The 21,352-nt window shown below is 44.6% G+C and carries 14 protein-coding genes; 5 read left to right on the top strand and 9 right to left on the bottom strand.

Going from position 1 to position 21,352, the window contains the following annotated elements:
- Positions 1-380 precede the first annotated feature (380 nt).
- The 4 genes from D0T50_RS09665 to D0T50_RS09650 are packed head-to-tail and all read left to right on the top strand — an operon-like array spanning position 381 to position 10,046.
- Positions 381-1,652 (top strand): DUF3575 domain-containing protein, encoded by a 1,272-nt coding sequence (locus tag D0T50_RS09665; protein ID WP_163223327.1) that lies wholly within the window; start codon positions 381-383, stop codon positions 1,650-1,652.
- Positions 1,634-3,664, top strand: a complete 2,031-nt coding sequence (locus D0T50_RS09660; protein ID WP_163223326.1) for a fimbrillin family protein — start codon at positions 1,634-1,636, stop codon at positions 3,662-3,664. The genes D0T50_RS09665 and D0T50_RS09660 overlap by 19 nt, the downstream gene beginning before the upstream one ends.
- Positions 3,665-3,716: 52 nt before the next feature.
- Complete coding sequence (locus tag D0T50_RS09655; RefSeq protein WP_163223325.1) at positions 3,717-4,760, top strand: fimbrillin family protein; 1,044 nt, start codon at positions 3,717-3,719, stop codon at positions 4,758-4,760.
- Positions 4,761-4,766: 6 nt separating this feature from the next.
- Complete coding sequence (locus D0T50_RS09650) at positions 4,767-10,046, top strand: PKD-like domain-containing protein (protein ID WP_163223324.1); 5,280 nt, start codon at positions 4,767-4,769, stop codon at positions 10,044-10,046.
- Here the strand turns inward: D0T50_RS09650 and D0T50_RS09645 are convergent.
- The 9 genes from D0T50_RS09645 to mnmA form a co-directional block, all read right to left on the bottom strand.
- Entirely contained in the window at positions 10,040-10,894 is an 855-nt protein-coding gene (locus D0T50_RS09645) for a glycosyltransferase (RefSeq protein ID WP_163223323.1), read from the bottom strand. The genes D0T50_RS09650 and D0T50_RS09645 overlap by 7 nt on opposite strands.
- Before the next feature lie 3 nt (positions 10,895-10,897).
- Complete coding sequence (locus D0T50_RS09640; RefSeq protein WP_163223322.1) at positions 10,898-11,719, bottom strand: PepSY-like domain-containing protein; 822 nt, start codon at positions 11,717-11,719, stop codon at positions 10,898-10,900.
- 279 nt (positions 11,720-11,998) lie between these two features.
- Positions 11,999-13,108: an Mrp/NBP35 family ATP-binding protein gene (locus tag D0T50_RS09635; RefSeq protein WP_163223321.1), complete on the bottom strand. Its 1,110-nt coding sequence runs from the start codon at positions 13,106-13,108 to the stop codon at positions 11,999-12,001.
- Between the two features lie 5 nt (positions 13,109-13,113).
- A complete protein-coding gene (gene trmB / locus D0T50_RS09630) occupies positions 13,114-13,872 on the bottom strand; it encodes a tRNA (guanosine(46)-N7)-methyltransferase TrmB (RefSeq protein WP_163223320.1) in 759 nt (252 codons plus the stop codon).
- A 108-nt stretch (positions 13,873-13,980) separates the two neighbouring features.
- Positions 13,981-14,997 (bottom strand): branched-chain amino acid aminotransferase, encoded by a 1,017-nt coding sequence (locus tag D0T50_RS09625; RefSeq protein WP_163223319.1) that lies wholly within the window; start codon positions 14,995-14,997, stop codon positions 13,981-13,983.
- A gap of 48 nt (positions 14,998-15,045) precedes the next feature.
- Complete coding sequence (gene xseB, locus D0T50_RS09620; RefSeq protein WP_163223318.1) at positions 15,046-15,252, bottom strand: exodeoxyribonuclease VII small subunit; 207 nt, start codon at positions 15,250-15,252, stop codon at positions 15,046-15,048.
- Positions 15,253-15,268: 16 nt separating this feature from the next.
- Complete coding sequence (gene xseA, locus D0T50_RS09615) at positions 15,269-16,501, bottom strand: exodeoxyribonuclease VII large subunit (RefSeq protein WP_163223317.1); 1,233 nt, start codon at positions 16,499-16,501, stop codon at positions 15,269-15,271.
- A 6-nt stretch (positions 16,502-16,507) separates the two neighbouring features.
- Complete coding sequence (locus tag D0T50_RS09610; RefSeq protein ID WP_163223316.1) at positions 16,508-17,863, bottom strand: S8 family serine peptidase; 1,356 nt, start codon at positions 17,861-17,863, stop codon at positions 16,508-16,510.
- The gene (gene mnmA / locus D0T50_RS09605) at positions 17,860-18,957 is read right to left on the bottom strand and encodes a tRNA 2-thiouridine(34) synthase MnmA (RefSeq protein ID WP_163223315.1); all 1,098 of its coding nucleotides are present in this window, start codon (positions 18,955-18,957) and stop codon (positions 17,860-17,862) included. Before mnmA ends, D0T50_RS09610 begins: the two co-directional genes overlap by 4 nt.
- A gap of 792 nt (positions 18,958-19,749) precedes the next feature.
- Between mnmA and D0T50_RS09600 the strand changes: the two genes are divergently transcribed.
- A complete protein-coding gene (locus D0T50_RS09600; RefSeq protein WP_239058246.1) occupies positions 19,750-21,345 on the top strand; it encodes a DUF5060 domain-containing protein in 1,596 nt (531 codons plus the stop codon).
- Positions 21,346-21,352 lie beyond the last annotated feature (7 nt).

Genomic DNA, 21,352 nt, shown 5'->3' with positions numbered 1-21,352 from the left:
AAAATTTCCCCAAATTAGCCAATCTAAATAGCTGATTATCGCAGACTTAATAAACAGCAATACATTTTGTGTTAAAGAATAAAAAAACAGGGCGTTTCTTTTGTTGCCCTAAGTATAATTTACTTCTTTTGCAACTTGATTAATAGTCCATTATTCGTATTTGTTAATAATATTATGCATTTATACCTATCCATTTACTGTAAATAAAATTAATTCAGTAGCATTGGCTGGGGGTAACTATGGAAAACCTTGTTGTGATTTTGTGTCGTTGTGCTAACAAGAGTGGATTTCAGCGTTTCTTGACATTGTTTGTGTTTTTGTTTTCATTCTGTGCAATTGGCTTGTATGCTCAAAACGTTACAGACAAACAGAACATTTCTTTGCCAACATTAGAGAATCAGCGGATTACGATGGCGAGTGACGGGAGTGTTTTATCCGTTGCTAAGGGTAGCTACATATCCAAAGGAAACAGCAACGATACCATAACTTTGAATTATAGCAATACCTCTATTGGTGCCAATCGCCATATCTCTGTATGGAAAGGTGATAATTTCCCTTCGGCTTTTTATTTTCCCACAGGCAAACACGAGTTAATGCGTCACTATTACGACAACAACATTATGTTCAACGCGGTAGATGAGCTTTTAAAGTCTCCATATATAGTCGAAGCACTCGATTCTATTGAGATTATTGGTGCCTGTTCGCCTGTAGGTAGTGAAGAATATAATATAAAACTGGCGCAAAACCGCTGTCTGTCACTACAATCCTATTTACAACAAGCACATACCCAACTAGCAGAGGAGTTCCCCATCAAGCTCAACATCATTGGCATCGACAAGTTTGGCTACGACATGTTAAAGACACAGAAGCCTCCCTTTACCGAGAAACAAATAAGAGACAGGCTTCAATATGCGGCTATACGCCTGAAGATGAAAGACGGCTCCTACATCATCCCTGGTTCGGACAAGCAAAAGACATTTTTCAAAGCCAATCAATTGCCATCCCCTACTATAACAGAAACGCAACACGCCACTATGCGCGACACTGTATTCCTGAAAAGCGACACCATGTACATTACCACTACAGAATACGTATACCCAAGCAAACCTGTCAAAGAACGGACACCATTGCATCTGGCGATTAAGACCAACTTATTGTATGACGCGCTACTCCTCCCCAACCTGACAATTGAGTGGTATATGGGTAAGCAATGGTCATTAGCAATAGAAGGTAGCCTGAGTAGATGGACTTTTGGGCATCCTATACAGAAGCGATGGTCGCATAATATTCAAACGGCAGGCATAGAGCTACGCCATTGGTTCAAGTCGCCACATCCGCTACATGGACATGCTTTAGGCTTTTACTCCATGATGGGCAAGTACGATGTGCGCCTTTTCACTAAAGACGAAAATAGCAAAGGTTACCAAAGCGACCCAAGTTGGTCGGCAGGATTATCGTATGGATACAGCTTCCCTATTACACATAAACTGAACATGGAATTAGGAGTGGCAATTGGGTACGTGGGTGGCAAATACTATAAATATGATTATAGTATGACACATGAGCATTGGGAAAAGGAAAAGACTATCAACAGAAATTATATCGGACCTACCCGTGTAGGTGTATCGTTAGTATGGTTACCCGGCGAGTAAACAAACATATAATCACATTTATTCTCCTACTGACGGGTATCGTTGCCTGCCAGCAGAAAGAGTTGCATTCGCACCCTTTCCCTACAGGCGATATCCCTGTCAATGTAATCATTCATTGGGAGGATATATCTCGCGACATGATAACATTTCCAAGTAACATGACCGTGCACTGGTATCCACAATCGAGTTCGCTTATATCTTCCGATATGGATGTGTACGGAGGAATCGAACGACTTGATGCCACTGTATACGACGTTATGTGTATGGATTTCAACGGACACACCAACATGGCGTTCCGAAGCAAAGGCACACGAGAAAGCTTTGAAGCATACAATATGCGGGCAACAGGTATCTACAACAGCCTGGTGCCTCAACTCCCCGGGGGCGAGACGACCGTAGCCGAAACATATCCTTATCAATTCTACATTGATAGCCGTTCGCAATTTATCGACCTACAGAATATTTCTGCCGACGAAGAGGTTACTGTTCATTTTTACCCCAAGGATGTGTTGCGCGAATTTACATTCCTCATATACGATGTGATAGGAGCTCAAAACATGGTCAAAAACGGTGGAGCCATATCCGGTATGTCAGCTTCTTACTTTCCGGCAACCGGAGAATTAGCCCCAACACCATCTACTATCCTATTCTCTCGCGTGGAAGCCATCAGAGATGCTCAAAAAAGTTCGCGTTGGAGTGAACAGGAAAAAGCTCTTTTCACGGCAAAAAACCCCAGCTGGGCAAGTACAGACACCCTTGTGGGATGGACGCGCGACTGGGTAGTGGGAAAGTTTGTCACTTTTGGACCGCTCGACACTAACGATAATCGTTTTCGCCTAACCGTAGAAACAATCAACAGTGGTAACACCCGGTATTACGGTGCATGGGGATATTGGCAAGACGAATGGGAAGACACAATCGCCGAACAACTGAAAGGAGCAATGGGCGAAAATGGTACATTAGAAGAACAATTAGCATGGAGAGAGCGCAACGGTGGGTACGACATTGTGCTTTATAATGATCACCGATTATCGGTAAACGCAGACGAGGGAGATAAAGGACCTACCGACGGTGGCTTTACTATTGGCGTAGAAGACTGGGGAGAGATTATAGATGTACCAACGAGAGGAATGACCCGAAGTAACGATCACTATACTGACACACGCGCCCCGATAAACACTTATGCTACCATTCCCGATTTTGTGATAAATGGAATACATACCGATGACAGCGATTGGTCGTTTCTTTTCGACGAGCAGTACGTATACAAGCCCGAAAGTGGTTTGATATGGGATTATTACCCCAAGAAGTATTGGCCGCAAGGAGGCAAGGTAGATTTTTATGCGTACGCACCCGCGGGGATTAAAAACTTTATTACCGGGCTGAGTCACAATGGTGATGATACAACTCCACCCGTTATTGAATACGCGATGCCATACAAAGGAAGTGAGGAGCCACCACTTGGAACAGGAGAGCCAACTCCACCGCGAATTGTGAGTAACGATCAGGAAGACCTATTGGTAGCAACTTACACGTGCGAATCGCCACATACCGAAGCCATACCCTTGAATTTCCAGCACGCTTTCAGTAGAGTAACAGCGAGAGCAAAAGCAGCAAAAAACAACGATACCTACCGCATCAAAGTAGTGCGAATGGATTTGCGCAACCTTTATTCCAGAGGTAAATACAATTACGGAACGCCTACAGCAACAGTGTGGAGCGATCTATCACAGCCAGCCAGCTATCGCTTCAATCTGATAACATCAGCGGTAACCATCGAAGAAGAGTACACTACATTGGTGAGTAGTAATGATGGCATTTTTGTGATGCCGCAGGAAGTACTGGCTGGAAATGAAACTGTTGTGTACGTGGAATATGATATTTATACGGTTTCGCCTATTAACGGTGAGCAATACTATACTTCGGCAACAAAAAAACTGCCCGTTGTAGAAGGTTTTATCTTTGAGATTGGAAAGCAATACCAACTACAGATGACGTTGGATGTGCCGTAAATTTTAAATGAAATGATTAGATAACGATTATATAAATTTTAATTAAATGATTATGAAACAAAAAATTTTCTTAGGATTGTCCTTCTTGGCAACAATCGGACTATGGACAGGATGTTCAAATGATGAAGTTATTGACCTTGTGAATGAGACCAGAGCAGTGAGCTTCCATGTACAAGGGGGTACACCTGAAGTTACAAGAACAACAGGAACAACCAGCAGTTCAATTGAAGCATTCGTAGTATATGGTATTGACGATGTAGCTGTGGAAGCGGAAGGAGATACTAAAAAAAACATCTTTAATGGAGTAACCGTAGCACGCCAAACAGGCGGTTCGTTCGACTACAACCCCAAACGCTACTACAATACAGGAGCTAAAGAAGCTAATTTCGTAGCCTACTCACCTGTAGGAACAACGAGTAAATCGCCAGTCGTAACCAATCTCTTTACCGGTGCATCATTCACGCACACAGTATCTGCACCGAATGCTGACGGAAAAACAGTACAAGAAGATTTCCTTGTTGCAGGAGAAACATATACTACCATAGCCAACAAAGTGAGATTCAATTTCAAGCATGCACTGGCTCGTGTATTTGTAAAAGCAGTTAACAGTATGCCCGAGGTTGTGGTTATTGAGAAATTAATTCTTAAAAACCTATACCCTACCGGAACAATCGCAGGTACTCCTACTGCACCTGAAACCGACGCAACTACTGCTCAATGGGGATGGACATGGACTCCTGGTGATACTGACAAGATAGATTATCCCTACATCCTTGCAGCTACAGGCGTGGCCGTTCCGGTAGGAACAAGTACCGCAACTCTTGTTACATCTATGGAACAAGGCATGATGGTAATACCTCATACCACAGAACAACTTGCAGCAAATGAGAATGGCGGAAAGTTTGCTCTAGAAGTTACTTACAGCATAGGGAACCTCGATTCACAGACTGTAAGCGTTGCTCTGGGAGATTCAGACAAGTTCGAAATGGGTAAGCAGTATGCCATTAAAATTACATTTAATGCCCTAACAGCCATTAGCTTTGAAGTAGAGGTTACAGACTTCGGTAAAGACATTACAGACGTACCTACAGCCTAATAGCCCATGCGCATCGCCCAACACACCTCTCGCCTACTCCTGCCCATTTTATTAATGGGCATGGGGATAGTTATGCACGCACAAATCCCTGTTTCGAGCTTGCCTATATCCAAATTGTACGAAAGCAGTAGTACCTTCACCGTTCCTCAGGGAGTAACTTCTGTTACACTCGAAGCATGGGGTGGAGGTGGAGGTGGAGGTTACTCCAGCGACAACGGACGTGCATGTGGTGGCGGAGGTGGAGGTGCGTATTCGCGAAACGTCATTACCGTAACTCCCGGGCAAATACTTACTATAACAGTAGGAGCAGGAGGTTCGGGAGATAGTGGAACACACAATGGAGGCGACTCCTATGTTTTACTTTCTGATGGAACAACCTTAGTAAAGGCAGTAGGTGGCAAAGGAGTAGCGGACAATAGTTCTGATGGTGCGGCAGGAGGTCAAGCGTCGGATTGTGTCGGCACTGCTTACAGTGGAGGTAATGGAGGTAGTGGGAGTGGACAAGGTGGCGGTGAAGGCTCTGGCGGTGGTGGTGGCGGCGCAGGCTCTAGCGGTGCAGGAAAAACTGGTGGTAACGGAAGTTATAGAAATATTTTCGGAGGGAATGCCGGTAGCGGTGGAAACTCTACTGATGACCATGGCGGCAAAGGAGGAGATGGAGTTGGGACTGCCAACCCAGGCAGCAACGGTAGTAGTTACGGTGGCGGTGGCGGTGGGGGAAAAAGACGGAATGCACTTGGTGGCAATCCTTACCAAGGTGGCAATGGTGCACCCGGTCTTGTCCGCATTTCGGCGACATTCCCTGCACCTCCGGTAATCTCACTCTACAATGCCAATGTCAACTCTATTTGCCAAGGTGAGGTAGCGGTTAAAGCTACTGCCTCTCTCCCTGTTCTTTCGTCCAATGGTTGGGAGTGGATTATAGAGGGACAAAACACAGGTACAAAGACCAACACTCCAGAGTTCTTTACCGAAGGACTGGCTCCGGGTAGATATGCCTATAAAGTAAGAGCCTATTACGAAAGGATAAGTTGGTTTGGCGAAACGTACGATAACGTGTACGACGATTCTAAAGGTACTGCTACTTTTACGGTTATTATTGTTCCTGATGTGCAGGATAAAATAATCTCCGTCTGTAGTGGAGAAGAATTTAAAATAACTCCGTCGGCAGCACAAGGAGATGTACTGCCTGCTACACCAATCTATTCATGGAGTATACCAGCAGACATACCACAGGGGGTAACCGGAGCAGCAGCCTCCAGTACAAATCTAAGCTTTATAAGCAACACACTAGTCAATACCACCGATTCGCCCCAAACTGTTACATATATTGTTACGCCACGCTCTACATTAGGTAGCTGTCAGGGGCATACGTTTACCATAACTGTAACGGTATACCCCAAGCCGGTTATCTCTTACAAGGAAATTGACATCTGCAATGGTGAAAGTGTAAAAGACTACGACCCTGCATCGGGCACAGCCTTTGCCGGAATAACAAACTATGAGTGGATATTAACCACCACATCTCATCCGGGAGCAATCTCTAACCCTCCTCAAAGTGGATTGGGCAACAACATCAACATAGGAACACTGATAAACACCTCGCCTACCACAGCAACGCTATATTACACGGTAACACCCACAGCGATTACAAACTCCGTAGGCTGTGCGGGAACAGAGTTTACATTGGCTGTCATAGTGTACCCATGTCCCGAAATTGTTGATCCTGGTGAGATTTGTAGTGGTGAAACATTGCAGCTACAACTTAAATATCGCGACAATACAATATTCGACAATGCAAACGGAGGTACATACACCAGTTCAGACACCAGTATTGTCCAGATAGACTCCAATGGTATGCTAAGTACCGACGTAGACGAAGATGAAGAAGGCAAGGGCGGCAAAGTAACCGTTACCTACACCACCGCCAATGGCTGCGTTACCGAGAGAGAAATCACCATAACTCCGCGCACCAAATTACCGGAGATTCGTTGGGATTTCAGAGAAGTATGCCCCATTGACGAAGATATAGATCACAAACCTAACGAAAATTCCATCATAGCCACACCGTGGAATATTGAAGATGAGAATCGCGAATATTTTGCCAACCACATTGTATGGGACTCACTTGTAGTAGTAAACCATGAACCGGCATACTTACTTGATAGCAATAATAACAAGATACCGATAGTTGACGAAGAGGGCAACCAAATAATAGATGAGGAAGAAGGAGAACTATGGAAGATAGACGAAGTTGAAAACGTGAAGCACCTTGAATGGATTACATGGTATGCTGATAATAATGGAGTGAAAGGCGAACGCCTTCGTTCTGGTTTAGATCCTCTTACCGACGAAAAAATGAATAGCTTTTTTCAAAATGAGAATCACGAATACGAAGCTTATTGGGCTACCATTACCGAACCCGGAAAGTGTGAGAGCAAGCCTCGAAAGGTGGAGGTTAAGATTGCCGTGAACACATACATTACTGTTATTCCATTGAGGGGTTATGTTCAACCTGCGGGAACTGAACAACTCGACTTGATGAATTATCTAGACCTCAACCTTGACGAATCTCAGTATTTGGATTGGTATACCAGTTCGGACACCACTTCCGTTGCTAAAATAGCCAATCCTCCAGAAAAGCTTGACCCGACAAAAGCCATAGATACAACCTATTGGCTTGTTAAAGCAGATAGTTATGGTTGTCGGTCTGAGGCTACAGAGTTCCATATACAACTCGTGCCTATGCCCACAATAAGCATCACTCCCAAAGAAACACTCGTTTGTCCCAGATATCCGGTAGATGTAACTGTAACAATCAGCAATGGCACCGCACCCTATAACTTTACCATTATTAACATGAACACAGGTGTTGCCGATGAACAAAGCGAAAGAGAGGAAGCTGTCTATACATTCACAACCAGTCCGCAGGCTACGGTCAACCGCCGCATCACAAAATTCAGTGATGCTTTCACCGAGAACGTTACTTATTCCCCTTATGGTCTAAACGTTCCTGCCGTAGGATATTTCGATCAAAACACATTATCGGTTATTACCACCGAGATTACAAAGATATCACCTAATTCGGGTCCTACCTCCGGAGGTATCTACACCGGAATTCCCGAAGCTCCTATTAAGGAAGACGGTACAATAGCCATTACCGGTAGCGGTTTTAAGCCATTCGAAACGTCTTCTACACCAGAGGTTACTTTCGATGGTATCCCTGCTGATAATATTGAGGTAGTCGACAACAACACAATCTACTGTACACCCCCTCCTCATGTATCGGGTTATGTAACCGTAGCAGTAACAGCCGTCTGTGCCACCACCACACTTACCGATGGATATCGTTACGAACCTATCAACGTTTCCGATGTAATTCCCGCTTACGGGCCTGTAACGGGCAACACGGAAATTACTATCCGCGGAACCGGCTTACTGGGGACAACAGGAAGCGAAGAGTTAGTTACAGTTACCATCGCTGGTATACCAGCTAAAATAGTATCGGTTGACAATATTGAGATTAAGTGTATCACAGATGCATCAACAGTATCTATTCTAGGAGATATTGTTATCAACAACGGCATAGAGTCACGCGTATTTACCGATAGATTTACCTACTATCCCGTAAAATTTGTCGAGAACGGTTATTGGAGCGAGCCACATAAATGGGAAACCCAGACCGACTACCATATTCTTCCATATCCCGGTGCTGATGTACAGATTAATGCAAACTGCGTGCAGGATATAGATGTAGATATGGAGAGTATTACCGTTTGCCCGGGTAAAATGTACACTATCGCCTACGAAAAGATACTTAAAGCCAATGATTTCACACTGCAAGCCAATGCTTCTTTCCTCAACCAAAATCCTGCCAACAGTGGTAACATGCAAGCTGTGCGACAGAATATGGAACATCTGCTGAGCAAAGGTCGCAACTGGTATGTAAGCAGTCCTGTGCAAGGTGGCGAAATACCTCTGATAAAAGAAGCGCTTGGCAAAAGCATATCCGGAGATGATTTGGAAACAATCGCCGGAAATACATGGCGCGTAGAAAGTTACCACGAAGGAATGCATAATTGGTTACCCGAAAAAGCAGATAGTATTTTTTATACCGGTTTAGGCTATACAGCCTATTCTTCGGAAACAGATATCGCCGTAAAGTTCTCGGGTATCTATTCCGATGGCGACCAGGAAACACAATTCAATGTTACCCGACAAGATGACGGACATGAGAAACGAGGGTTCAACCTTGTGGGTAACCCTTTTCCATCATATTGGCGGTGGACATCGGAAGAAGCGAAAGAAGCCAACCTCTACAGTACAATATGGTATCGCACACAAGTAGGTGGTGTGTATGAATTCTGGTCGTACAACGCTTCGGGTGATGTAGCTGTAGCACCGGGATGGGAAAACGCAACACCTACCGGTTCATACTCTATGGCATACATAGCACCGATGCAAGCATTCTGGGTACGCTTAATAGATGGGAAGAGTTCGGGGATACTTACCTTTAAGGATAATCACCGATCGCATGCCGACCATGCAAGCAATTTCCTTAAAACCACGCGGGCAGCGAATAACAATACCGAAAAGCGTCCTTTGCTACGTCTCACCGTCAATAATGATTTCTACATTGACGAAACTGTAATATATGCCGACCCTGAAGCAAAAAAGGAATTCGATATCTACGACAGCGATAAATTATTCGCTGAACGTGGAATTGAAATATTCACCATACCCTACTCTTCTAGCCGTGAACTAACGATAAACGGGCTACCCGAAATCACAAACGGAATGGAAATACCCCTTGGCTTCCAAGCAGAAGAAGGAGGTAGTTTTAGCTTCCATGCCAAGGAGATACTGAATTTAGATACATTGGATGTATTCCTTATAGACAAATGGCGTAATACTGAAACTAATCTTCGTTGCAAAAATTATCAATTTACTTCGAGCAGCGTATCTGTTACAGATCGTTTCAGTATACGTTTCCGTCATTCTGTGGTGAGCGGATTACCCAATGAAACAGATGTAAACCAAGAGGCGAAGAATGGTAATGAGCTACTGGCGTATATCTATAATGACGGACAAATAGTTGTTGTATTGCACCTCGAAGGGAAAAAAGGAAACACGGAGAAAATCACAGTATTCGACACCACCGGACGCAAAATAGCCGAACAATCCATTGTCGTCGGCGAACGTACTATGCTCAAAAAGAAATTACCAGGAGGTACATATGTGTTGCGTGCTGCGGAGTGCACAACAAAGGTGATACTCCATCAATGAGTACCGACACCCAATAGCCAGCGAGCTGTCAAATTGATAAAGGAGAAGAAGAACAGTTCATAATCCAACTGTTTGTGCTCACAAATAGAGTCATAAACGCCGGGATATGTGGCTAGTATTTTCTTCATATTCTTATCATTCAGGTTCTCGCCCCGAAGATTATTTGTACACAATCGTTCTGTTTGCGATTCCTTTATCACATTGATATTCAGATATTTTCCTGCCGGAGCAGTCTTCGCGCCATTATGGACAGCCATCGCCCAAAACCAAAGGTCGTCGGTAGTGGGACATAAGTTCATGAATATATCTTCGCGCAATACATCGGGATGCAATACGTGTGGTGGGAATAAGGCACCTCCACCCGTAGTAGCTATGTTTCTATATTGAGGAAGCACACCCGAAAAGACGGAACGTAGCGTTCGGTAGCGACTCCAGTTGCGGTAATTCTCCACTTCATGGTTCTTAATCCTGATTCGTTTCACACGGCATCCGCATATAGCATTGGGGTGCTTGTGATGTTTCTCCACCAAGCGTTCAATGATGGTAGGCGGGTAAAGGATATCATCGTCGAAGGTTATAATAATATCGTTAGGAAAATCATGCAAGGCAGGCACCAACTTCTTAAAAGACCTGATATCATATCTACACCAACGTACTTCAAAGGATGGATTTTCGTGTATCAGGGCATGTAGTGTTTGTGGAAGCTCGCGAGCAGGAAACTGCTCGCAAGCTAAATATAAGATAACCCTGTCCGGTCGAACCGTCTGATTCAATATCGTTTGAATTGCCTGATGAACAGTACCAATTCTGCCCGGAAACGAAGTGAGGGAAGCAATAATGTTTGGCATCGTTTACAGCACGTTTCCGTTCATATCAATCTTCACAAGCACTTCTTGCTTGCCCGATTCCATTTCGAACTCATAATATTCGCTATTTGCCGTTACGTAATGATCTACATCATCAATTCTCCAAGAGCCGTATTGGGTTGTAGCCAGTGCGTTTAACACCGTTTGTGGAACATCCGCCTGACGCACTTCTGTTTTTGTATGCATCCACTCACCGTTCAGGTCGAACACTACTTCACGAGATATTTTATTGTCCACAATATCTACTTCAACCGTATTGCGTTCCTGATCGATATCTACAATGCGCGCTTGCGGATATTTCACTGCTATAAACTCTTTTATTGCCGGAAGCACAGTTGTAGGAAGATATGTACCATTTGTATCGACCATTGCTTTTACAAATACGCCATCAATGGTATAGTAAAGGTCGTACTCTTCTTTTCCTTTTTCCACTTCAATGATATAGACTGTTTCTACATCGGGCATTTCCAGCATATCCACATCGTCTACATGCCAGGTTGCGTATTCGCTTGCTTCGAAAGCACTCTTTACCGCTTGTGGAATATCTTTGTAGAGCACATCCGTTTCGGTCATTTTCCATATACCTTGTCCGCTATACCATGCTTCGGTCTCCATACCGTTTTGCTTAAAATCTGCCACATAGTATCCACTCTTCATCTCCCATTCCACACGGGTAACATCGGGGTACTGAACTTCGAATGCATTCTGAATGGTTTGATCTACTTTGATGTTGTCGTCATCGTCACTGCAGCCTACAAAGAATAGTCCCGCAACTGCTAAGGTAAACATAAATAATTTCGTTTTCATAACATGATATTTTAGTTTGATAATACATATTGTAACCGTTTTCTTGCGTTTACAATACAAAGGTTGCAGGCAAAGTTGAAATAATTCTGAAAAGAGGAAGAGGAATGGAAAGAAAATAAGAAGAAGAAAAATCTGCCTATGGCTGACGAACCATCAGCCATAAGCAGACGAAGCATGAGCCATAGGCAGACGAAGCATGAGCCATAGGCAGACGAAGCACGAGCCATAGGCTGACGGGGCGTGCGCCTATGGCTGACGACAGTCAAAGAATCTTTTTTATCAGTGTGCTTTTATTTCTACAATTTGGGTGGGCGGCTGTTCATTATTCCGCTCCTCTACATAGTTTACGACATTGTGGGCTACAGCTACAAATGCTTGTCCGGTTAATGAATTGTCGTTCAAGGCAACGGGCGATCCGTCATCACCTCCTTCGCGTATACTTTGCACAAGAGGAATTTGCCCCAATAGCGGAACATTCATCTCTTCGGCAAGTTGCTTGGCACCATCTTTACCGAAGATGTAGTATTTGTTTTCGGGAAGTTCGGCAGGGGTAAACCACGCCATGTTTTCAATGAGTCCAATGATGGGTACGTTTACTTTATCGTTGGTAAACATATTGATACCTTTACGCGCATCTGCCAGTGCTACCTCCTGTGGAGTACTTACTACGATTACACCTGTCAGTGCCAACGTTTGTACAATAGTAAGGTGGATATCGCTTGTGCCGGGAGGAAGGTCTATGAGGAAATAATCCAAATCGCCCCAATCGGCATCGGCTATGAGTTGCTTCAAGGCGTTGCTTGCCATACCGCCACGCCACAATGTGGCTTGATCAGGGTTTACAAAAAAACCTATGGAGAGAAGCTTTACGCCATATTTTTCTATGGGAATAATCAAATCGCGACCGTCTATCTCCTCCGCACATGGACGAGCATCCTCTACCCTAAACATTTTAGGCATGGATGGACCAAAGATATCTGCGTCGAGCAACCCTACTTTATAACCCATCTTCGCCAGTGCCACGGCAAGGTTTGCCGAAACGGTAGATTTGCCCACACCACCTTTGCCCGAAGATATGCCAATGACATTCTTCACTTGTGGCAACAGTTTCCCTACTTCGGGACGAGCGGTCTGCTTAAATCTTACGTTTATATTGCCAGCTATTTCCACTTCTTTGCTTACATAAGTAAGGATAGCTGTTTCGGCAGCTTTTACCACAGATTTCACAAAAGAATCAGTGGGTTTATCAAAGATTAGGGAAAAAGATACTTTCATGCCGTCTATGCGCATGTCATCATCGACCATTTCGGCTTCTACAATATTTTTACCGCTACCGGGATAACGAACGGTAGCAAGAGCATCGAGAATAAGTTTGGGATATAGTGTCATTTCTTTTAATGGTTGTGGGTTAAACCGCTACGTTTGCTACGGTTGTAACTACGATAAGAGTCGAGTTCTATTTCCACATCGGGTTCGGTAAGCGTACCGTTATGTGGAAGACAGAACTTGATGTATTTAATATTTAGTCCACGTGCAAGCCATTGTTGCTCGTAGTATGTTTTAATGTTCAGGATATCGTCCACTAAGCCTGAGTGATAGAGATCTTCGGTTATAAACTCCACGGGAAGTTTATTTTCCTCTATCATGTACTTGGTGTAGGTAAACATAAAGTTGCTATCGGTTTTGAGATGAACAATACCACCATCTTTAAGGAATTTGCGGTAACGTTCCATAAAAAAGGTTGAGGTAAGCCTCTTGGTAGCTTTCTTCATTTGCGGGTCGGAGAAGGTAAGCCATATTTCGCTCACTTCGTCTGTAGCAAAGAAACGGTCGATAATTTCGATATTGGTACGCAAAAAGGCTACATTAGTCATACCCTCATTAAGCGCTTCGGTAGCTCCGCTCCACATACGGGCACCTTTTATATCTACCGCAATAAAGTTCTTCTCGGGAAAAAGTTTGCCCAACCCCACAGTATACTCTCCTCTTCCGCACCCCAGTTCCAACACAATGGGATTGTCATTCTTAAAAAACGACCGATGCCATTGCCCTTTCATTTCAAAGGGAACGTCTTCGGCTACAGAGTAAGGATATTCAAAAACATGTGGATAGCTTGCCATATCGGCAAACTTTTGTAGTTTGTTCTTTGCCATATATAAGTGCAGCCTCTCCCCAACCCTCTCCAAAGGAGAGGGAGGAAAGCCATGCGGGAGGGGCATGGTATTTTAATATGAATAAATAAACTTTAAATTTCTAAAGTCTTACACTATCGTATTCCAACCGTGTGTATCCGGTTCGTCGCCATACTGTATACCTTGCAACTTGTTGTATAGCTTAGTACAGATAGGACCTGCTTCACCATCTTTACTGAATACGTATGATTTCTTTTCGTCAAGATCGTCGATACGCTCTATCGGACTGATAACCGCTGCTGTACCACATGCACCAGCTTCTTCGAAAGTAGCAAGTTCACTTACTTCGATAGGACGACGTTCTACAGTCATGCCCATATCTTCGGCAAGGATTGTTAAACTATCATTGGTAATAGAAGGAAGGATAGAGTCCGACTTGGGTGTGATGTAGCTATTGCCACGGATGGCGAAAAAGTTGGCTGGGCCACATTCGTCCAAGTATTTTTTCTCTTTAGCATCCAGATAAAGTACTGCCGAGTAGCCTAAGCGGTGTGCTTCGTCTCCTGCTTGCAAGCTTGCCGCATAGTTGCCACCCACCTTGATACGACCTGTTCCAAGTGGAGCCACGCGGTCAAAATGACGTAGTATAGCGTAAGGAGAAGGTTTGAAGCCGCTCTTAAAGTACGGTCCAACCGGAGTTACAAAGATAACAAGCATATATTCCGCAGCTGGTTTTACACCAACTTGTGCCGAAGTTCCAATGAGTAACGGACGAATATAGAGCGATGCTCCGCTTCCATAAGGAGGTACAAAGCGCTCGTTGAGTTCCACAACCTTTTTTACGGCTTCTACAAAACGGTCAATTGGCAGTTTTGCCATCATAATACCCTCAGATGAAGATTGTAAGCGTTTAGCATTCTCCTCAATGCGGAAGATACGAATCTTTCCGTCTTTGCCACGAAATGCTTTCAAACCTTCAAATGCTTCTTGTCCATAGTGCAGACAAGTAGCTGCCATGTGGATATTCAAGGTATCGCTACTGCTTACTTCCAATACTCCCCACTCACCGTTGCGGTAGTTAATTCTTACGTTGTAGTCAGTCGGCATATAGCCAAATGATAAACTCGACCAGTCTATTTCTTTCATAATGGTATTGTTTTATTCGTTAGTTAGATTGGACAAAATTAGCTTTATTTATTCAGTTTGCTGCTTTTCTTCCAATAATTTTTCCACTTCACCTGCTGTTTGGGTTAGTTTCTTATTACAAAATGATATAAGTTCGTTCGCCTCCCTGATTTTTTCGCTTAGCGCGTCAACCTCCAACTCTCCACTATTAATCAGAGCTACAATTTCTTCCAAACGTTCTATTGCTTGCGAATAGGTTTCTTTCTTTGTTGCCATATCTTTTCTATTGAGGTTATTTTTCTACTTTACTATGTATCTCTCCTACTGCCAGACGTGTGGTTATCACGTCGCCCTCGTGTACCTGCGTAGCAGATGTTACCGCCTTACCATTTAGGAGTGTGATACTATATCCACGCTTGAGCAACAACTCGGGCGAAGCATCCTTGATGCGTTGCGCAAGCAGTTCCAATTGGTATTTCTTATGAACCAAGAGCGCCTTAACACCAGTGGTTAGTTCCTTCTTCAGACTTGTCAGCGCATATTGCTCTTTGGACATTCGCTGATGGACTATGGCAGGAATCTGTGTGGCAAGCATCTGCAATAGTGTTCGTTCTTGCGTCAGACGATTGTATGCGCCACGCTCCAACTGCTTGGTCAGTGTATAGAGCCTTCCCGCAGCCTCTCCTACCCTATTGACAAGGTACTCGGCTGCAGCGGTGGGTGTCTTTACCCGTGTGTGCGATACGGCATCCAGCACCGTATCATCCCGTTCGTGTCCTATTCCGGTGATAATGGGCAACGGAAACTGTGCACAGGCTGCAGCCAGCAGATAGGTATCAAAGCCCGAGAGGTCGGAAGTAGCCCCACCGCCACGAATGATTACCACTACATCAAATTCTTCTTCGCGTTGCATAATCTTTTCCAGCGCGGCAAGGATGGTTTTTTCCGTGTTCTCGCCTTGCATAATGGCAGGGAAGAGTTCCGGTTGAAAGTAAAAGCCATGCGGATTGCTTACCAATTGATGACTGAAATCGCCATATCCTGCTGCTGTTGCCGACGAGATAACAGCTATGCGTTGTGGTAACACAGGCATTTCGAGTTCTTTATTCAGGGTGAGTACCCCTTCTTCTTCCAACTGCTTGAGAATTTCCCGACGACGCATAGCCATATCGCCCAGTGTGTAAGCAGGGTCTATGTCGCACACGGTCAAACTATAGCCATAGAGCTCATGAAATTCCACACGCACCTGCACCAATACCTTTATATTTGAAGCAAAGGATTGTCCCGTAGTTTCTTCAAAATAAGGTTTCAGCATACCGAACACGTTTGCCCAGATAGTACCGCGCGCTTTGGCTATGAGGCTGTTCCCCCGTGGGTCTTTCTGCACAAACTCGAGGTAACAATGACCACCATGTACACGCACATCATTCAGTTCGGCTTGCAACCAATATTCATCGGGCAAGCCTTGTGAAACGCTTTTCTTAACAAGCGCGTTGAGTTCGTATAGAGTAAACGGTTGTTGCACGGGGAGCTACTTTGCTTTAGAATATGCTTCCCGCAAGTCGGGCACGCCGTATCCGTAGATATTATCGGGATGTTCTGCGTTATCGCCCGACTGCCGCACCACCTCCAACATCTGCTTGGCGGTAAGTTGCGGAAGTGCTTGCCACAAACAAGCAATCATCCCACACATGATAGGCGAAGAAAATGATGTTCCGTTCACCAAAGTTAAATTACCATTCGTCCCCATCGTATCCGAGAATGCGCCCACTGCCATTACATCAGGTTTGATGCGATTGTCGGTTGTATTACCAACGGAAGAGAAAGGAGCCAATACTCCGTTTTTGCCAATGGCACCTACCGTTATAACATGTTCTGCATCGCCGGGAGGAGTTATCTTTTTCCACGATCCGCTACCGGCATTACCAGCGCTACATACCAAGAGCATACCTTTCTCAGCAGTGCGATTGGCGGTGCGGCTCATAAGCGACACTTTTCCATCTAAGTCGCGGTAGCGATAATCCTTTGTCTTGTCATCAAACGTATAGTAACCGAGTGAGGTATTTATTAAATCTACCCCTACACTATCGGCAAACTCGATAGCTGCAGCGGCATAATCTTCTTCTACAGGATATTCCGAATAACTATCTTCCGTGCGAAGCAACCAGTACGATGCCTCTGGTGCGGTACCAATCATCACATTGGGTTGATTCATTGCCATACAAGCAAGCACCGCCATACCGTGACTGGTTTCGGCATAGATATCCGAGTGAGGATTTACAAAGTCTTTTGTGCCCAATACGCGCACATTGGCAAGCATCGGAATAATATCGGCATTGTGAAAGCCACCGTCAATTACGGCAATCGTCATGCCCTCGCCCTTAAAGCCTGCTTCGTGTAGCTTATCGCCATTACTCATACTTATTTGTTGATAAGCCGAACCGTAAAGATTATCCGATAGTTGAATTTCTTTTACCTCAATGGAATCTCGCTTGGTAGCGAATTGTGGTTTCTTTGTCTTTTTAAGCTCCCACACCTTCATGGTGCTGGTCACAAAAGGGAAGCGGGCTATCTGGTCTATCAGCGTTGTATCATTGCAGGAAACCGTGACAAAGTTTTCCCATTTACCCATAGCCACTACCTTCACGCCAAGCGATCGGATAGCTTGCAGGTATTGCTCACTCACGGGGAGGTCTGTTTCGTCAATGGCAATCCCCTGTTTTTGTCTGCGGGCAATTGCTTTCTCCGAAAGAAACTGTTCGGGATGCTCCACGGAATACGCTGAGCCTGCCTTGTCTGCCAGCATAATGCGATACTTCAATGTATCTTGCTGCGCCGAAGCGCCAATAGCCATACAAAGCAAGGCTATCCATACTGCTTTTCTCATTTATTTATCTGTTTTTTTGAGTTTTGTTCTACAATCCACCCGATGCCTTTCTGCGAAGCTATAAACGCCCCACCCAATACACGGCGACCGCTGTAAAACACGGCCGATTGTCCGGGTGTTACCGCCGAAGCCTCCGCGAGGAAGTGTACCAACAGTCTGCCGTCTTCCAAGGTTTTCACTTCGCAAGGTATCGGTTTGCTGCGATAGCGTATGCGCACCGTCAGGTCAGTACAGGCAAAGAGTTCTTCCTCGTCTATGATACTTACCTGCTCCAGCAACATATATTCGGTTTGCAGCTGCTCGGCATCGCCCAACATCACTGTATTCTTCTCCGGATTTATACGTAATACATACGCCGGTTTCCCCAGTGCTATCTCCAGACCTTTGCGTTGACCTACGGTATAGTAGGCGTGCCCTTTATGCTCGCCCAGCTTTACGCCTTCGGTATTGACGAACCATCCGGGACCTATTTCTGTGTCAATAAGCGGGTCGTGCTCACGAAGAAAATCACGATAATCTCCTTTAATAAAACAGACCTCCATACTTTCGCCTTCGCGTGCTTTGGCTTCGAAACCTTTCTGATGTAAGTATTCGCGCACGGATGCTTTTGTATAAGTTCCCAGTGGGAAAAGACAGCGTTGCAACACTTCTTGCCCCAATCGCCAAAGGAAATAAGACTGGTCTTTTTTATTGTCGTCTCCGGCTACGATGTAGACTTTTCCGTTTCGCTGTTCCAAGCGGGTATAATGCCCGGTAGCTATCCACCGACAATTCAGCTTATCTGCCCACTCCGCCAAAACACGAAACTTAAAGAGTGGATTACACATCACGCAGGGGTTTGGCGTTCGTCCGTTGCGGTATTCATCAATAAAGTTACGAACAATTATTTGTTTGAACTCCTCGCGCTCGTCTGCCACGTGGTGTTCTATATGAATGCGGTCGGCAAGTTCGCGTGCCTCTTGAGGTTCATCGCCCCATACACGCATCGTCACACCAACTATTTCATAGCCTTGTTCTTGTAGCATCAGACAGACAGCCGAGCTATCTACTCCGCCACTCATACCTACCAGCACACGCTTGTTCGCTTCTTTCATGCTTACTTTGTTTAATGCAAAAATAGCATATTTTGGCGAGATGCGTCTGTTTTTTTCAATAAAAGATGTATTTATATCGTTATCTTCTCGGGGTGTTTTGTACACCACCCAGACCACCCCCTCTTTGCAAAAACCACTTCACAGAAAGAGGTCAAAAAGAGAAAATCGAAGCAAAAAGCACTATTGAAGGAACAAACAAGCAGAAGAGAAAGCACCACAAAACCAACAAAACATTGGTACAACACACCAAACAACACCAAGAAATCAACATTCAGAAAAACAGTGTTTTACACACCATATAACAGTCAGAAAAGGCACTGAAAACAGTCAGAATCATACACAAAAACATTGAGATAATTGAGCAAACTCACTATAGCGTCTAAACATAAAAACTCTTTAAGTAAAATTTAAAGCAACTTTTCTCTGCAACAAGAGGTAGGTAGGGTACCTACCTCTTGTTGCAGAGAAAAGTTTAAAAAATATAATACTGTAAACTGCGTTTTTTAGATTTAATGTTTATTAACCCCTGTTTTCTGAGACGAAATCCAGGCAAAAGGCAACAAAAAGAGTGACTTTGAAAAAGACAAAGAGCCGCCAGAACGCATCTACGCAAGGTGCATCTTTAGATTCAATAGAAAACCCGAACACAAAATGCACACAAAAACTATTGACAGCGCCCACAAAAGGGCTTTTGTAGAAAGTCAGCAAAATCCACATAAAAAGCCCCAAAATTAGGATTTTCAAATTCAATCCTTTGTTATATATTTGCTTGATTAAAAAAAACAGATGAACATGATGAACACCAACTCAACACTAATCGCTTTCATTAGCGCTATTATGCTGTGCGTATCTACCGCCACCGCACAAGAACAAGTAGAACAGTGGGGACGCTTTGAAGCAACCCTTGCAGGAACACCTACAGGCAATCCTTTTGTTGACGCAGACCTGCGCGCCACCTTCAGCAATGGCGAAGAACAAATTACCGTAAACGGATTTTACGATGGCGATAAAGGGTACAAAATACGCTTCATGCCACAAAAAACCGGAACATGGAGCTACACCACCCGAAGCAACATGAAGAGCCTCGACAATCAAAGCGGTTCATTTGAATGCATTCCTGCTACAGGGAATAACCACGGTATGGTAGGCGTGCGCAATACATGGGATTTTGGATACGCCGACGGCACACCCTATTATCCCTTTGGAACTACGATGTATGCCTTCGTTCATCCCAACATGGAGCGCGAAGAACAAACGTTGAAAACTCTTTCCGAGTCGCCCTTCAATAAAATCCGCATCTGCGTATTTCCCAAAACATACGACAATAACAACAACGAACCGCGCTATTTCCCTTTCCTGAAGATTGAAGGTGCCGTGCCTGATAGCCTGAACAACAACGTAGCGGTATGGGATTTCACTCGTTTCGACACCGATTTCTTCCGTCATTTAGAACGTCGTATTGATGACCTTGACCGCTTAGGAATACAGTGCGATCTCATTTTGTTTCACCCTTACGATGAGGGGCACTTTGGTTTTGACCGCATGACGCGCAGCAGCGATTTGAACTACGTGCGCTACCTCGTTGCCCGTCTGGCTTCCTTCCGTAACATTTGGTGGTCGCTTGCCAATGAGTGGGATTTCTTGAAAGCAAAAACGACAGACGACTGGGATGCTATCCTTAAAACCGTAGCCGAAAGCGACCCGTACGGGCACTTAGTATCCAACCACAACGGTAAGATATATACCAACTATCACCATCCACTCATTACACATTGCAGCATACAAAACGAATCGGCTTGCGAGGAATTCGGCAGAGCAGGACTGGTAAAAGACAGCTACCGCAAACCTGTTGTGTTCGACGAAATTTGCTACGAAGGCAACTACCCCAACCGTTGGGGAAGCCTCTCGGGCGAAGAACTCACATTCCGCTTCTGGCAAGCTGCCATTGTAGGCACTTATGCCACACACGGCGAAGTATTTACCAGTGCCGACCACATTGCCTGGACAGAGAAAGGAGCCATTCTACGGGGTACAAGCGCACCACGCATTGGTTTCCTACGAAAATTGATTGAACAAACCGGCTCACTGAAAATTATCGACAACTGGCGTTACCTGAATATTGCTAAAGCAGAAAAAGGACAAGTCGTGATTTATCTTGGTAAAGAGAAACTAAAAGAATGGGCCTTTATGGTACCTACACGCACTGCTTGGGCAAATGGAACCAAAGTGAAAGTAGAAGTACTGGACACATGGAATATGACCACAACCGAAGTTAAAGATGTATTTGTTACCGAACGCAAACAGTACGAAATAAACGATGTGAATATGAGAAAGGTGAAGCTTCCCGGCAAACCCTACATGGCGTTAGTGCTGACGGTGGTGGAGTGAAATAGGG

It is taken from the genome of Bacteroides sp. 214 (assembly GCF_010501015.1).
Classification (GTDB): Bacteria; Bacteroidota; Bacteroidia; order Bacteroidales; family Bacteroidaceae; genus Bacteroides.
Note: the sequence above shows the minus strand (reverse complement) of the source record. Positions and strands in the feature narration are given on the sequence as shown.